The following is a 14,730-nucleotide window of genomic DNA, read 5'->3' on the forward strand; positions in this document are numbered from 1 at the left end:
TTCATTATGATACGGAAATCCTCTTTTATTTAATTCGTTTATTCATTAACACTTTCTAAATATTCTACAGCATCTTCAAACGTATCCACCGGAACAACCTCCATATCTGTCCCGATACTTTCTGCTGTTTCTGCTGCCACTTGGTAATTGGAGCCTTCCCGGCCGCCTTCATTTGGAGCGAAGAAAATATCAACGTCTTCTCTATCGGAAGCGACAACTTTTTTATCTATCCCGCCAATTCGATGGACATTTCCTTCATAGTCAATTTCACCAGTTCCGCCGATTTGCTTGCCGCCGGTTAAATCCCCCTCTGTTAACTGATCATAGATTTCCAATGAAAACATGAGCCCTGCACTCGGGCCGCCAATATTACCGCTGGAAAAATGAACTTCTGGATTTACAGTTACTTCACGATCTGTGACAAGATTTATTCCAACACCCACACGAGTTCCTTCATCATCCAACGGTTCTAATTCCATCTCGGCAGTGTGTTCTTCATCATCTCTTTCAAACAAAACTGTCACTGTATCTCCGGCTTCTTTTCCATCAATATAATCAATCAAATCCTGAGATTCATGCACTTCTGCATCATCAATTCCAATGATACGATCTCCACTCTCTAATTTACCATCTGCAGGCAAGCCATCCACCGCAGCAACCACATAGACGCCATTAAAGTGGATATCTATATCTTTTTCTGCTGTTTCATAGGCTACCACAGTTGCAGCTTCCTGAGAGCTTTCCATTACCTGAAGCTGTGCTGCCATATAATCTTCCTGCGACATTCCTTCCGGGAAAACCTGATCTAAAGGAAGAATATCCTGATGAGGAAGGACGAAGGCTGCAGCATATAAAATAGGGGTTGCCTGCATACCGCTGACGGTCACTAAATGCATATCCCCTTCACTTGGATAGCCGTCGTCCACTTCGACAATGGGATCTAATGCATCGGCTCCGCCTGGTTTTTGTATATAATACGGCAATTGATACACTCCCAAAAAATAAACAATCAGTACAACCGCTAATAATCCTATAATCCTCCGTTTTGATAATCGCAACACTGCTTATTCCCCTTCCTGACACTCTTACTAAAAATATATCTATGGCATATTTTTAGATGGTATTCGCGTATATATCATATATATCAACTTTTTTATTGAAACGATACATCGGACAAGCTAGCATTATTCTACTACTTCCTGCCATAATTGTACAGAATGAGACTTCATAACAGGAAGATAAAAACAGCATAAGGATACTTTCTTCTAACGAATAAAGGATGTTCAAAAAAAACGAATCAAAATAATACATCCATTTTTTAAACACGCACTAATAGGGGGACACCAGATTGAAGCAAAAGCTGAAAACACTAGGCTATGGCGGCATATCCATTTTTTTGTTTTTTAGTTTAATACGTTTTCCAGATCAAGCATTAGAAGCAGCAATCCGTGGATTAAATATGTGGTGGGAGGTCGTATTTCCATCTTTGCTTCCTTTTTTCATAACCGCTGAATTATTATTAGCTTTTGGCGTAGTGAAATTTCTAGGCATTTTATTTGAGCCCATCATGCGGCCGCTTTTTAATATCCCCGGTGCCGGCAGCTTCGGCTGGATTATGGGAATGGCCAGCGGTTATCCTACCGGAGCCAAAATAGCAGCAAGACTTCGTGAAGAAAAACAAGTCACACAGATAGAAGCTGAAAGATTAGTGTCTTTCACCAATAATTCAAGCCCGCTCTTTATATTCGGCGCCATTTCTGCAGGCTTTTTTTATAATATTAAACTGGGACTTCTATTGGCTGTGTGTCATTACGGAGCTAATACGATCGTCGGGATCGTTATGCGTTTTCATGGGCGAAAGCAGGAAAAGCAGATTACCAAACAAAAGAGACAGCCCTTTTCGCTGAAAAAAGCATTTCAAGAGATGCATCGAAATCGGTTAAGAAATCCCCGGCCTTTTGGAGAAATATTAGGGGATGCGGTATTAAATTCGATTCAGACTCTTGTTATGGTCGGGGGATTTATTATTCTCTTTTCCGTTCTTATTAAATTGCTTTTCCTGATGGACATCACATCTTTTATATCAGCGTTTATTGAACCGATTTTCCCTGTTTTTGATCTGCCAAAAGAGCTGGGACTTCCATTTATTTCTGGTTTATTTGAAATTACCGTCGGATCAAACTTAATTTCACAGATCACCACAGATTCTTTATTACAAAAAGCAATTTTGATCAGCTTCATCCTTGGCTTTAATGGATTATCCATCCAAGCACAGGTAGCCAGCATCTTAGCCAAGACAGATATCCGTTTCTATCCTTATTTCTTCGCCCGGCTTTTACACGGAACTTTTGCTGTGATTTTAACTATTTTATTATACAAACCGTTATACCTGGATCGAATCGTTTTTCATTCTAACGAGATTCCTGCCGGCACAATACAAGAGACCCCCATCGGGATACAAATATACTATCTATTACAGGCAATTGGGCCAAGCCTGACAATCATCAGTTTAGGGGCTGCTATTTTCATCCTTATTAATAAAGTCAGAAAAAAATAATTCTCCCTATAGAAGAAGAAAGAGCCGCTTGATCGCTGACTCTCTCTTCTTCTGAAAATATGTAACGAATGAAATCCGCGTCCGTTCGTTATTTCTTTATTGATTATATTTCTGCTTCAGTGCCGTTTCCACCACATCTGGAACAAGACCAGAAATATTTCCCTGGTATTTAGCCGCTTCCTTTACCATACTTGAGCTTAAAAAAGAATATTTTGTGTTTGTCATCATAAATAAGGTTTCCACGTCTTCGTTTAACTTCCGGTTCATCGACGTAATCTGCATCTCATATTCAAAATCACTGACTGCCCGCAATCCTCTAATAACTGCAGTAGCTCCTACTTCTTCCGCATAATCCATGAGTAATCCGCTCGAAGAATCGACCCGTACATTTGGCAGGTCCTTCAATGATTCTTCTAATAACTGCATTCTTTCTTCTACTGTAAAGAGTGGAGATTTCGATTGATTATTAAACACGGTAACTACTATCTCTTCAAACACTTTAGCACCGCGTCTGATAATATCCAGATGGCCATTCGTTACCGGATCGAAACTCCCGGGGCATATCGCTAATTTCCTCATCATTTATGCTTCCTCTCTTTTATCTGATTGGTAAATCGTAACTTGAACTAAACCGCCATAATCTGCTTGTTTGATTGCTTTCAAGGACTTATACGTATCCGGCAGCATGTTGGTCTTATCGTGCTCACAATAGACAATCGCATTCTTATTCAGCATTTTGTTATCGAGCAGATAATCAAGTAATTTCATATAATCTTTACTTTTGTACGGCGGATCTAAAAGCACTAAATCAAATTGTATTTCTCGTTTGGCGATGGCTTTTAAAGCACGCTCTGCGTCATTTCGATAGACCTCTGCCTGCGCTTCTAATTGGAGCGATTTCAAATTTTCTTTAATGATTTGAACTGCCTTGGGATGTTTATCTACGAAAATCACCTTAGACATGTCTCTGCTTAATGCTTCGATTCCCAGAGACCCGCTTCCCGCAAATAAATCTAAAGCTAGTCCTCCTGAAAAGTAAGGACCCATCACTTGAAACACAGCTTCCTTTACTTTATCAGAAGTTGGTCTTGTAGACTCACCAGCTGCACTTTTTAACGCTCTTCCTTTATGTATTCCTGCTATAACGCGCACTTCTGAATCACCTCAGCTTCTTTTAGCTCGTCAATAGTCTACCACGATTCGACGCTTTAGCAAATTATTTTTATTCGTCATGTATATTATTTTTTACTTTGTCTATACTATCATAATGATTCAGCTAAATATGATTTAGTTGAAACGGAAGAAGGCTTATTCTTCCCCATAAGCTCTTCATCCGGTTTCTCCTCTCCCTTTAGCCTTTTATTTTTTATAAAAATAAAAGGACCTGCAGTAATTTTGACTGCAGGTTTTTTCTTTTTATTTGATATAATTCTTTTTAGATGTCTTCTTTAAATTCCCATTTTATAATCGTATTGCTTCGCCTTATCCGGCTTCGCGTTTTCATAGTTTGTCGGAATAAACGGCTTTTGAGAACGTTCCACTTTAGAAACAAAAGCAAACTGATTAAATTTTTTCTCAATAGCATCAATATCCTCGCGATTAACGTAAATAACCGCATAGCGATGCTTTTTAGATACGTGAATAAGATGACCATGTTTTTTTAGCTGCCTGACATTCTTCATATGTTGAAACCAGACAACAATTCCTTGCCTTTCTACCATGCTGTCATCCCTCCTTTTATTTCTATATGTATAAAGCAGGCAGTCCGCTTTCTGGACCCTGCTTTACGTCTTATCACAAATAACCGTCTGGCCCCCCTGCGGAAGGAAGTTTCATTTTACGAGGCACAGCCGCAAGCTCCGCCGCTGCCGCAGCCACAGCCGCTGTCTGTTAACGCTGCACCGTCTTTAGGAGCTTTAATTTGCTCACTGACACTTTCTGCTACGAACTGGCTGACTTCATCCAATAAATTTTGCAAATTTCTTTCAGCAATTTTAAAAGCAGCTACTTTGTCGTTCAAATCCATATCCCTTTTTTTGGAACGGACCTGCTTCATAATATCATAATAATCGGGATGATACCTGCCGAACCGCTGCACATCTTCATAGTGCTCTTTAACATCTGCAAATGTTCTAATCAGCTTCTGCGCTTCTTTATCTTCATCCAATACTTTCTTAGCCGATTGGTATTGCTGCATGATATCGGACTGCAGGATCATTTTTCCGACAAGCTCCGACTCATCTAATATATCTACATATTCCATTGTAGCAATCATTTCCACACCTCCGCGAATAAATGAATAAATGTAAACAAGAGAAACAATCTCTTAGTAAGGTTTATGCCATTTCCTATTAAAATAGATGTTCTTTCATTTTACTGCATCCTCAAGTAATAGTTATCCTTTTTATCATACCATTTTATTATTCGAAAGAAAACAGAGCTGACTTCAATCTTTCATCGATTTAGCCATCTCTGCGAACATTCTTACCATTTGTAATTGATTCGAGAAGGTATTCACTTTTTGAGGAAATGTTTTTCCATAAAATTTTTTTGCTTCTTTTTTCAATTCTGTGAGACGGCCGGGGTCGCGCATCAAATAACGATACCAAATAGGATGGTATCGGACAAATTCAGCAAGTTCCGGATTTTTTCTAAGGTAGGCAATGACGTCATTATCCATGTTATCCCCTCTAATCTTTTCTTAGTGAAAAAGGAGCCCGGGGTGCTTTATTAGCGGAAGGCTTTTTCATATCACCAATCATTTCCTGAACAACACCAATCGCTTTACTTAATTGTTCGATTTGTCCATGTACTTTTTCCGAATCTAAGTTTTGCGTATAGTCTACAATCTGCCTGATAATGTCAGAATGATCTGTTTTCTTACTTTTTTTGCTTTCTTGATTTGTTGATTCTCCCTGACTCTTTGATTCTGTTTCTGCCGCATTTTCTTCCGTTTTATATTCATCCCAAAACGGGTCATCTTCATCTAAAATTGCCCACTTTTCATAAAACTCCTGCCATCCCCTGCCGCTTTTTCTAATTTCCTCCAATAACTTAGGATGTCGGTTCACAAAGGCTTTAAATGCTGCAACACTAGGATGTAATTGACTCATTTTTTTCACCGTCCTTTTTACACTTTAGGGGCATACAGTTATTAAAGCTACAGTATGTGCATGGTTTTGTTGGAACGAGTAATCGCAATTCTACTACCAGTCCCAATGAAAGTAATCCTTTATTTGTGAGGCTCAGCCTGCTAAGCGTTATTTATAACTTCCTACAATAACCTATGTAAATCGGTTGAAAATGTGCTATTGGCTTATTATTTTCTATACAAGAAAACTCAGTATACCGCTTGGTCTTTAAAACGCCGGTATTCTCGCCGAAGAGATGCCCGCTCCCATCTTTGAAGAAATATGTTTCATTTGCTTTCTTATTCCTCAAAAAATAAAGAAGCCACAGGTGTGCGGCTCCTTACTCTGTTAAACAAACATAAGTACGTTAAAAAGGTTTTCCTAAAAAGTTTTGGGTATAATAAAAACGGTATACACCAACTCCAAGGAAACTGTATTCATCACTAAGTAATGCTTCCCGGTGACTTTCACTGTTTAACCAGCCCTCCATTGCCGCAGGTGCGTCCGGATACTGCGCTGCGATATTTTCTCCAGCAGCTACATACGCAACCTGTTTTTCCTCCAGACGTTCTCTTAAACCATCTCCATCTAAACTAACATGAGAAAAATAATCATTCTCGTACATATCTTTGCTGTGGTCATATGCAACAAGACTTACTTGATCATCCCATTCTAACTGCGGCAAGTCATGTTTATAACGCATGATATTAGAAATATCAAAAACCTGCTGCTCCATCCCTTCCTGAATTTCTCTCCATTCCTCTTCATTAAATTCAGGCTGTTCAGGCAGATCTCCCTGATATTCAATTTCATATGGCCTTTGCAATAAAAGCGCATCTCCTGTAGAAATCCTCATAGATGACAACGTTTCTGTAAACGTATCAAAATAAAATTGAATAAAAGTAGAGTCACTTATTTTCACCAGCGGTCTCGTCTGAAGGTCTTCTGTGCTTAAGCGGAAAGTAAATGAAGAATCACCATCAGAATAGGTTACTTCATTCAAAAAAGGAAATGTATCGGCCACTTCGATATAATCCGCTCCAGAGTCAATTGGAGATATCTCTAAATTATCCCCAATGGCATAAACAGATACAATCTCATCTTCTAAAATAGCAAACTGACCATATTGGCTTTCTGAGTCATTATATACATACCATTCATAATTATATGCACTAACATCAATTCTGTCCGGTTCTCCCAGCTCTTCTATAAGTTCATTTGACGTCTTTCCTATCCATTGATATAAATCGCCTTCTAAATTCATCTGAGGAAGCTCTGCTGCTGTTCCTTTAGGCTCTATCGTTTCTTCATCCTCATCAAGATGGGACGCTGCTTCTCTTACAACCTCTACAGGTGATGAATTCATCTGGTATATAACAATAAATACAAGGAGTGCAATAATCATGATTATCATTACATTACGAAGCCTTTTCATGATTGGAACCCCCATCCAGCAGATAAATAAAACATTATCAATGCATGTTCAAAAAGCAGCCGGCGATTTCCGATAGGCGGATGCCTGCATCCTTCTTTCCTATCTGATACAACGCGTCAGCTAAAGCGATTGCTATTTTATCATTCGGGGACTTTTTGAACTTTCTATGTATAATCTACTTATCTATTTTATACCCTATTATCATAATATTATACCCTTTCTTTGCTATCGTCCATGGTTTCTATTGCATCTATTACCGTTTCGTATTATCCTTAAATTAAGCAGAATATTATTGATGAGGTGAAAGTAAAATGAGATTTGAAAACACTGGGATAGAAGACACAATTATTGATGTACAGGTACTGGATCACGTAACAGCAAATCTTGCCTTTATCCGGGCCGGGCAATGGGATTATGAACGCGTTACCTATGATTACAAAATCGGATCCAACGAAGAAGGTATTACATACTATATCCGCGTACAGGGCTATGCTATCGAAGGTGATGTGGATAAGCGCAACGCCGTTATTAAATTAATGACTCCTTTACTTGGTAAACATTATTATCCACATGGCGTTGAGTATGGCGAAGAAGAGAACTTTCCTGAAAGCGTTGTAGAAAGAACGAACACATTACTCGCAAAACTTAGCGACGAGCTGCAATATTACAAAAAATAAAAAGACAAACAATTAAAAGGCTGACATATCTCCATTTACTATGTCAGCTCTTTTTTTATTCTGAAAGATATAACTCTAACTCAAACAAAAAGGATACATGCTCCTATAAAAAGCACTGTATCCTTAAATGCAGCCTATATGTCTTCTCATCCGCAGGTTAAAAACCCAGAATAGCTTTAATCATACTCGTGGTTTCACCTGGATCGTACATGACATATAGAAAAATATAAACAAGTATCCCCGTAACCGCACTGAAAAACCATATAATACTTGTTATCGGACCGATTTTACGGTGTTTCTTAATATTCCGCTTAAATGCTAATACAAGCGTTACAACTCCAAATACAGCTCCAACTGTAGCTAAAATAATATGGAAAATCAGGAAAATCGTAAAGTAAGTCTGTATACTTTCAGGTCCCCCAAAGCTTGTATTTCCTACAAATACGGTACGTGATACATAAATAATGAAGAAAAGAAGGGCACTGACTGCTGCTGATATCATCACAGCTTTATGTTCTTTTCTTTTATTTTTAACGATTAAAATCCAGCCTATTGCTACAAGTATTGCACTCAAAGCAATAAAAAATGTACTGATTGTTGGTAGTAAATGCATTGCTTTATCCTCCAGTATTTCTAATTATGCGTTCTAAAGTTCTCATGCCAAAAGAAGAAAGCTTGAAACCATGCTCATACAGTGATATTTTAAAGCGTGCTTATGTCTCCGTATAACGATAATTATATAAACATGGATTGCAGTCATATATAGAAGTGTTTAAGGCTTTGCTCTCCCGCTATATATGCTATACTATCCTTTTACTTCAGCTCAACTTCTAAACATTTCTTTTCAATGTGATTCTGCTGGTTTTGCCGGCAACGGATCAATCGTGTTTTTTTCTTTGTTAACCCAAGAAAAAATAATTGTTGCTAAAACCCCTCCATAAGTAATTTCCTGAATAACCTTCATGATAATACCGCCGAGCTGTTGATCAATCAGTGTACTGAGCGGTGTAAACATTTCCGGTCCAGTTAAACCCGGAGCCAGTCCCTGTAAAACATCTGTCGGTACACAAAGACTCATCGCCTGCATCCATGCTCCTCCTTGTGTATAGGTAGCGTAAAGAGGTTCAGGTGCAAAAATAATCAACACACAGGCTGGTGTGATTAATACACTATTTGCAAAAATATAACCTATTTTTAATAGCGGCTGCATCCGGTCAAATTCCTTTAACGGAGCCAGCAGCGGGAAAAACATAAAGAAGGCTGCAATTAATAGAATCCCGTGAATCACTGTATGAATGACCGGCGAAGACTTTGCAAACTCAAAGAAAGAAGGTATATGATAAAGAGAAAATAAACCATTAAACAGCAATAAAGATATTAACGGTTTTGTACCTATTTCCACAATCGGTCTAATAACAGGCCGGTCAATTGCTTTTCTCCATAGCCAGGAAGGTATCCCTTTGATAACCAGTATCGGGATAATCAGCAAGTAAACAGCCATTTGAATCATGTGAGCAGTCAGCGTTATATGTGAGAGTAAATCAATTGGAGCACCTTTTACTAAGTATAAACACACTATTGCCGTATAAAAAGAAATCTGCTGCTTCACAGTAACTTTATCATGATTGCCAAACTTATGCCGGTACGGTCCTGTAATTAGAAAATAAGCTAATGCAAGAAGAGCTGTAAATATCATAAAGTAAGGGCTCCATAATGCCCGAAACCCGAATATTTGTATATCTAACCACATACCTAATCATCTCCAGTTTAGTCTACTTTATCTATTATACCTTAAAATAAACAAGAATTCTCTAGTGGGATTGTGACGATTTTAAAACATATCTTTCTATTTTACACCTTATATTTTCCATATGATAAACAAAACGCTATGATGATTTAATAAATAAATCATCATAGCGTTTGTCACTTCAAAAGGATTGATTTCAATTTGTCTTACTTACCACCAAGTAATGATAGTAAATGTCAATGCTACCATTACAGTAATAAAAATTCCCCCATAGATAATCTGGGCAGGTACCTCATGTCCCTTATCCTTTAAGTGCATAAAGTAGAAAAACTGAAACCCTACCTGTACAAAGGCAAGAAGCAGTAATATTGGAATAACATACGTAGATGGTACCTCTAACATAACAAGTGCAAATGCAACTAAGGTAAAGAAAATCATTAAAGCAAAGCTGACTACCATTTTTTGCATTTCTTCTTTATTCTTTTGTTTTTGGAACGAATTAATTTTTCTTGTACTCATTTCATCTGTCATAAATTAACTCACCATCCCCATCAGATAAACAACTGTAAAGATGAATACCCACACTACATCGATAAAGTGCCAATATAGCGCAAATGTATTAAATTTGGGTGCATTATACAGATCCAGTCCCCGCTTCGCATTGCGAACCATTAATGTAATAATCCAAGATAATCCGAATACAACGTGCCCGCCGTGGAAACCAACTAATGTATAGAAGGCTGATCCAAATGCAGAAGAACGAAACGTAAACCCATAATCATGAATATAATGTGCAAATTCATAAATCTCACACGCAAGGAAAGCAAGACCTAGTAATGCCGTAATTCCCATCCATAGCTGCATCTTCTTAAAGTCATTATTTTTCATGTGATAAATAGCATACACACTTGTTAAAGAACTTGTTAAAAGCAAAACTGTCATTAAGAATACCAGACCCAGGCCATATAATTCCTGCGTTGTCGGACCCCCTGCAGCAGAATCTTTTAAGGCAAGGTACGTACCAAACAAACAGGCAAAAAGAACTGTCTCGCCACCAAGGAATATCCACAAGCCCATAAATTTATGTTTACCTTCCGTTGTTGCTTTTGAAGGGTCTTTTGGCATATTCTTTGGATCAATGGAATGATCATGACTCATATTAATCACCCACCCTTTCTAGTTCTTCTTTGGAAATATGATGTCCGTGGTCATCTTTTAATGAACGGATTAACATACTGATTAATGCAATTGCCATTCCTGCATATACAGCAATTAGCCAATATTTACTTTCTGTTTGATAAATAAAACCATAGGAAGCAATCGTAAACCCAATAGTCATAATGAAAGGAAGAATAGACCCATTAGGCATATGAATTTCATCTAATGGTTCTGCCGGAGTCACTTTTTTATTACCTTCCGATTTTTCAATCCATAATGGATCTAACCCGCGAACTAATGGTAATTGTTTAAAGTTATAATGGACAGGCGGGGATGAAATTGTCCATTCAAGTGTACGCCCGCTTCCCCAAGCATCGCCAGGGGCTTTTTTCCCTTTGATGGTTGTGTAGATTATATTAATCAAAAATACAATAACACCAAATGACATAAAGAAAGCACCGATGGTACTAATTAAGTTACCTGTATCCAGCCCTTGGTTTTCCAGGAATACCCAGTAACGACGCGGCATCCCCATTAAACCTAAGAAATGCTGAATAAAGAATGTTAAATGGAATCCAACAAAGAATGTCCAAAACGCTAACTGACCTAATCCTTCGTGTAAATACCTGCCAAACATTTTTGGCCACCAATAATGAAGTCCAGCTAATATACCAAACACTGTTCCACCGACAATAACATAATGAAAGTGTCCAATAACAAAATAAGTGTCATGATATTGATAGTCAGCAACAGCTGAAGCAAGCATAACACCAGTCATTCCTCCGATAGTAAATGATGGAATGAAAGCTAATGACCATAACATTGCTGTATTGATTTTGATACTGCCCCCCCAAAGGGTAAACAGCCAGTTAAATATTTTTATTCCCGTCGGAACAGCAATTGCCATCGTTGCTACTGCAAAGATAGAGTTTGCAACTGGCCCCAGGCCAACTGTAAACATATGGTGAGCCCACACCATAAATCCTAAAAATGCAATTAAAAATGTCGCAAATACCATTGCTGTATATCCAAATAAACGTTTTTTAGCAAACGTCGGGAAAATCTCACTAAATACACCAAAAACCGGTAAAATCAAAATGTAAACTTCCGGATGTCCAAATATCCAGAATAAATGCTGCCAAATGATAGCATTCCCGCCTAATGCAGCATCGAAAAATGCAGAACCAAACATGCGGTCAAACATCATTAAAAATAATCCAACCGTCAATGCAGGGAAAGCAAATAGTATTAAGATACTAGCCACAAAAGTCGTCCATGTAAACAATGGCATCCTCATGTAAGTCATACCCGGTGCGCGCATTAAAACAATCGTAACAATAAAGTTGATTCCGCCCATTAATGTTCCTGCTCCGGATAATTGCAGCCCCATAATATAGAAGTCAATACCATGACCCGGTGATTGTATTGACAAAGGAGCATAGTTGGTCCAGCCGGCATCGGGTGCACCAGTAAACCAGCTAAGGTTTAATAACAATCCTCCAAATAAAAACAGCCAGAAACCTAAAGAGTTTAGAAACGGAAACGCAACGTCACGCGCTCCAATTTGCAGCGGCATAATAAAGTTCATCAATCCTAATAATATTGGCATTGCTGCAAGAAAAATCATTGTTGTACCGTGCATGGTAATCATTTCGTTATAAAGCCCTGCACTAATAAAATTATTCTCTGGTGAAATAAGTTGAATACGAATAATTACAGCTTCAAGACCGCCTAACAGGAAAAAGAATCCTCCGCCTGCAAGGTATAGAATACCGATCTTTTTATGATCGACAGTTGTCAGCCAATCCCATAAGGTAGCCCCGAAACCGCTTTTTTGAGCACTAGTCATACCCAAATTTTAAACCTCCCTTTTGTAACAGTCATTCACTTTTTAATCTCCTGCGTTTTCAGGTGTAATTTCTGAAGGCTGTAATTGCAATAGATATGCTGCAATACTTTCTGCTTCATCTTGATTCAGCTCTGGATACTGCCCCGTCATTTTGTTGCCCGGCTTAATAGATTCAGGATCCATTAACCAATCTACAAGGTTCTCCTCGTTATGCTCTAACACACCGGCTACATTGGAACGGTCTCCAAAGTTTGATAAATTCGGTCCAAAAGGTCCGTTATTCTCTGGGCCAGCTTCAATGCCGGAAGCAGCTGCATCTGTCGCATGACAATTCATACAATTATTTGCTTCAAATAACTCTTGACCTTCCTGAGCATCCGCAGTTTCAGGTTCTGCTTCTGCATCTATGTTCTGCATATCATCCACCCACTGTTCATACTCTTCAGGTGAAACAGCAATGACCTTAAAGTCCATTAATGAATGTGAAGGACCGCATAGCTCAGCACATTTGCCCCAGTACACACCTTCCTCGTAAGCTTCGATATACATTGTATTTACATTCTCTGCATTGACATCCATTTTCCCGGAAATTGATGGAACCCAGAATGAATGAATAACATCAGAAGAGAGCATATGTAAATAAACGCGCTCGCCTGTAGGGATATACAGGTCTTGACTTGTTTGAACTTCTTCTCCAGGATACTCAAAATGCCACCAATATTGATTTCCTTTTACATTAACATTGATGAGTTCATCTGCACTGGAATCATCTGCCAAATCAAAAGTCGCCAGAACAGTAGGCACAGCAATAATCAACACTAAAATAATCGGGATTACTGTCCATATTACTTCCAGCTTGTGGTTCCCTTCCACCTGTTCAGGAATATGGTCTTCCTGTCCTTTTTTCCTGCGAAAGCGAACAAGTGTAATCACATAAATCACCATAACCACAATAAACACGCCTGTCATGATCAATGTGGTCAAAATAATAAGATCCATGGCTTGTTCTGCGCCGTAACCTTTAGGCTTTAGTGCAGTCAGATTTTCGATTCCGCAGCCCGCAAGAAATAATGCAAGTAATGTGAATACGAAAAATACTTTGGTTTTTCCCATCCAACCTCTCATGTAAGAATACCTCTCTTTCTTCTTGTTCTTTCCTTTTATATTTAAATTTTAAGGAATAACAATCATTAATTAAATATCGGCAGTGTGACAATAATCATTAACGGAAAAAGAATTGTTAAATAATTCAAGGAAAATATAAATACTAAATTAGCCCACTTCATATCCTTCTCCGTAAACAGCCCTATAAAACCAATCACCAGCCATGCGATATTCAATATTGTTGCTACAATCGTAAATGTTAAGCCCAGTGTAGGAAGCAAGAATAATGGCAACGGTAAAAGACAAGCGATATAAACATTGATTTGTCTTTTCGTTATGCCCATGCCTTTAACCACTGGCAGCATCGGTACTCCAGCCGCCTTATATTCTTCTTTTTTCTTCATTGCCAAGGCAAGAAAATGTGGTGTCTGCCATATAAACATAATTAAAAACATGATAAGCGGAACCACATGAAAAGAAGGATCGACTGCTGCCCAGCCAATCACAGGAGGCATTGCACCAGACAAGCTTCCAATAGCCGTGTTTAATGTGTATCTTCTCTTTGACCACATGGTGTACAATACGACATAGCCAAACCAGCCAATAAAAGCAAATAATGCCGCGTACCAAGTGGTAAACATCAATACTGCGAGTCCAAGACTGCTGACAACTATTCCCATTACCAGTACTGCCCGCAATGAAAAGAATCCGGTCACAGTTGGTCTTTTTTTCGTCCGGGACATTTTGGGATCAATATCTACATCATACCAGTTGTTCATAATGCAGCCGCCGGCAATTACTAAAGCACTTCCAATTATCATCAAAAGAAATGTTCCCCAATGATTGCTAAAGGAGGCGTCCGTTAAAGCGATAGCTACTAAAAAACCCGTAATTGCCGTAATCAAATTAGAATTGACAATTCCGATTTTTATAAGCGCCTTCACTTCTGACAGAAAAACAGTTATTTTTTCTTTGGTTGAAATGGTTGTGTTACCGATCAGCTCCGAGTAAGTCATATCTACTTTATCCATAATTTCCCCCCTTCGCACCAGTAGGAAGACATAATAATAAA

The 14,730-nt window shown here is 38.4% G+C and carries 17 protein-coding genes; 2 read left to right on the forward strand and 15 right to left on the reverse strand.

Annotated features, from left to right (window positions below):
- Nucleotides 1–38: 38 nt before the first annotated feature.
- Nucleotides 39–1,058: a SepM family pheromone-processing serine protease gene (locus tag MKX55_RS15405; protein ID WP_339185276.1), complete on the reverse strand. Its 1,020-nt coding sequence runs from the start codon at nucleotides 1,056–1,058 to the stop codon at nucleotides 39–41.
- Nucleotides 1,059–1,348: 290 nt separating this feature from the next.
- Between MKX55_RS15405 and ylbJ the strand changes: the two genes are divergently transcribed.
- Entirely contained in the window at nucleotides 1,349–2,557 is a 1,209-nt protein-coding gene (gene ylbJ, locus MKX55_RS15410) for a sporulation integral membrane protein YlbJ (protein ID WP_339178410.1), read from the forward strand.
- Nucleotides 2,558–2,653: 96 nt separating this feature from the next.
- Here ylbJ and coaD read toward each other — a convergent pair whose 3' ends face one another.
- The 7 genes from coaD to MKX55_RS15445 form a co-directional block, all read right to left on the reverse strand.
- A complete protein-coding gene (gene coaD, locus MKX55_RS15415; RefSeq protein ID WP_339238543.1) occupies nucleotides 2,654–3,136 on the reverse strand; it encodes a pantetheine-phosphate adenylyltransferase in 483 nt (160 codons plus the stop codon).
- Nucleotides 3,137–3,139: 3 nt separating this feature from the next.
- Nucleotides 3,140–3,709: a 16S rRNA (guanine(966)-N(2))-methyltransferase RsmD gene (gene rsmD, locus MKX55_RS15420; protein WP_339233417.1), complete on the reverse strand. Its 570-nt coding sequence runs from the start codon at nucleotides 3,707–3,709 to the stop codon at nucleotides 3,140–3,142.
- A gap of 296 nt (nucleotides 3,710–4,005) precedes the next feature.
- Nucleotides 4,006–4,278, reverse strand: a complete 273-nt coding sequence (locus MKX55_RS15425; protein ID WP_042535218.1) for a DUF2129 domain-containing protein — start codon at nucleotides 4,276–4,278, stop codon at nucleotides 4,006–4,008.
- Nucleotides 4,279–4,394: 116 nt separating this feature from the next.
- Nucleotides 4,395–4,832 carry a YlbF family regulator gene (locus tag MKX55_RS15430; protein WP_339178416.1) on the reverse strand — a complete coding sequence of 146 codons (438 nt, stop codon included), beginning with the start codon at nucleotides 4,830–4,832 and terminating at the stop codon, nucleotides 4,395–4,397.
- 171 nt (nucleotides 4,833–5,003) lie between these two features.
- Entirely contained in the window at nucleotides 5,004–5,237 is a 234-nt protein-coding gene (locus MKX55_RS15435) for a YlbE-like family protein (RefSeq protein WP_042535220.1), read from the reverse strand.
- Nucleotides 5,238–5,247: 10 nt separating this feature from the next.
- Nucleotides 5,248–5,670: a spore coat protein YlbD gene (gene ylbD / locus MKX55_RS15440; RefSeq protein WP_339178419.1), complete on the reverse strand. Its 423-nt coding sequence runs from the start codon at nucleotides 5,668–5,670 to the stop codon at nucleotides 5,248–5,250.
- Between the two features lie 385 nt (nucleotides 5,671–6,055).
- Nucleotides 6,056–7,123, reverse strand: coding sequence for a CAP domain-containing protein (locus MKX55_RS15445; protein ID WP_339178421.1), 1,068 nt, complete (start codon nucleotides 7,121–7,123; stop codon nucleotides 6,056–6,058).
- Nucleotides 7,124–7,434: 311 nt separating this feature from the next.
- Here MKX55_RS15445 and MKX55_RS15450 point away from each other — a divergent pair, with 311 nt between their 5' ends.
- A complete protein-coding gene (locus MKX55_RS15450; RefSeq protein WP_042535224.1) occupies nucleotides 7,435–7,800 on the forward strand; it encodes a YugN family protein in 366 nt (121 codons plus the stop codon).
- Nucleotides 7,801–7,957: 157 nt separating this feature from the next.
- On the opposite strand, the gene MKX55_RS15455 is transcribed toward MKX55_RS15450, so the two are convergent.
- The 7 genes from MKX55_RS15455 to cyoE all read right to left on the reverse strand — a co-directional run bounded on the left by MKX55_RS15455 (nucleotide 7,958) and on the right by cyoE (nucleotide 14,689).
- On the reverse strand, nucleotides 7,958–8,413 hold the full coding sequence (locus tag MKX55_RS15455) for a DUF420 domain-containing protein (RefSeq protein ID WP_339178425.1): 456 nt from the start codon (nucleotides 8,411–8,413) through the stop codon (nucleotides 7,958–7,960).
- Between the two features lie 231 nt (nucleotides 8,414–8,644).
- On the reverse strand, nucleotides 8,645–9,550 hold the full coding sequence (gene ctaG, locus MKX55_RS15460; protein ID WP_339178427.1) for a cytochrome c oxidase assembly factor CtaG: 906 nt from the start codon (nucleotides 9,548–9,550) through the stop codon (nucleotides 8,645–8,647).
- A 207-nt stretch (nucleotides 9,551–9,757) separates the two neighbouring features.
- Nucleotides 9,758–10,078 (reverse strand): cytochrome c oxidase subunit IVB, encoded by a 321-nt coding sequence (gene ctaF, locus MKX55_RS15465; RefSeq protein WP_042535229.1) that lies wholly within the window; start codon nucleotides 10,076–10,078, stop codon nucleotides 9,758–9,760.
- Between the two features lie 3 nt (nucleotides 10,079–10,081).
- A complete protein-coding gene (locus MKX55_RS15470; RefSeq protein WP_042535231.1) occupies nucleotides 10,082–10,705 on the reverse strand; it encodes a cytochrome (ubi)quinol oxidase subunit III in 624 nt (207 codons plus the stop codon).
- 1 nt (nucleotide 10,706) lies between these two features.
- Entirely contained in the window at nucleotides 10,707–12,560 is a 1,854-nt protein-coding gene (gene ctaD / locus MKX55_RS15475) for a cytochrome c oxidase subunit I (protein ID WP_339178430.1), read from the reverse strand.
- Nucleotides 12,561–12,596: 36 nt separating this feature from the next.
- Nucleotides 12,597–13,679, reverse strand: a complete 1,083-nt coding sequence (coxB, locus tag MKX55_RS15480) for a cytochrome c oxidase subunit II (protein WP_339178431.1) — start codon at nucleotides 13,677–13,679, stop codon at nucleotides 12,597–12,599.
- Between the two features lie 65 nt (nucleotides 13,680–13,744).
- Nucleotides 13,745–14,689, reverse strand: a complete 945-nt coding sequence (cyoE, locus tag MKX55_RS15485) for a heme o synthase (RefSeq protein ID WP_339233418.1) — start codon at nucleotides 14,687–14,689, stop codon at nucleotides 13,745–13,747.
- Between the last annotated feature and the right edge of the window lie 41 nt (nucleotides 14,690–14,730).

The organism is Oceanobacillus sp. FSL W7-1281 (assembly GCF_037969835.1).
Classification (GTDB): Bacteria; Bacillota; Bacilli; order Bacillales; family Amphibacillaceae; genus Oceanobacillus; species Oceanobacillus oncorhynchi.

Coding starts and splice junctions, on each gene's coding strand:
- coaD (WP_339238543.1), bottom strand. CDS start 3,136: ATGAGGAAATTAGCGATATGCCCCGGGAGTTTCGATCCGGTAACGAAT.
- MKX55_RS15425 (WP_042535218.1), bottom strand. CDS start 4,278: ATGGTAGAAAGGCAAGGAATTGTTGTCTGGTTTCAACATATGAAGAAT.
- MKX55_RS15430 (WP_339178416.1), bottom strand. CDS start 4,832: ATGATTGCTACAATGGAATATGTAGATATATTAGATGAGTCGGAGCTT.
- MKX55_RS15435 (WP_042535220.1), bottom strand. CDS start 5,237: ATGGATAATGACGTCATTGCCTACCTTAGAAAAAATCCGGAACTTGCT.
- ylbD (WP_339178419.1), bottom strand. CDS start 5,670: ATGAGTCAATTACATCCTAGTGTTGCAGCATTTAAAGCCTTTGTGAAC.
- MKX55_RS15445 (WP_339178421.1), bottom strand. CDS start 7,123: ATGAAAAGGCTTCGTAATGTAATGATAATCATGATTATTGCACTCCTT.
- MKX55_RS15450 (WP_042535224.1), top strand. CDS start 7,435: ATGAGATTTGAAAACACTGGGATAGAAGACACAATTATTGATGTACAG.
- MKX55_RS15455 (WP_339178425.1), bottom strand. CDS start 8,413: ATGCATTTACTACCAACAATCAGTACATTTTTTATTGCTTTGAGTGCA.
- ctaG (WP_339178427.1), bottom strand. CDS start 9,550: ATGTGGTTAGATATACAAATATTCGGGTTTCGGGCATTATGGAGCCCT.
- ctaF (WP_042535229.1), bottom strand. CDS start 10,078: ATGACAGATGAAATGAGTACAAGAAAAATTAATTCGTTCCAAAAACAA.
- MKX55_RS15470 (WP_042535231.1), bottom strand. CDS start 10,705: ATGAGTCATGATCATTCCATTGATCCAAAGAATATGCCAAAAGACCCT.
- coxB (WP_339178431.1), bottom strand. CDS start 13,679: ATGAGAGGTTGGATGGGAAAAACCAAAGTATTTTTCGTATTCACATTA.
- cyoE (WP_339233418.1), bottom strand. CDS start 14,689: ATGGATAAAGTAGATATGACTTACTCGGAGCTGATCGGTAACACAACC.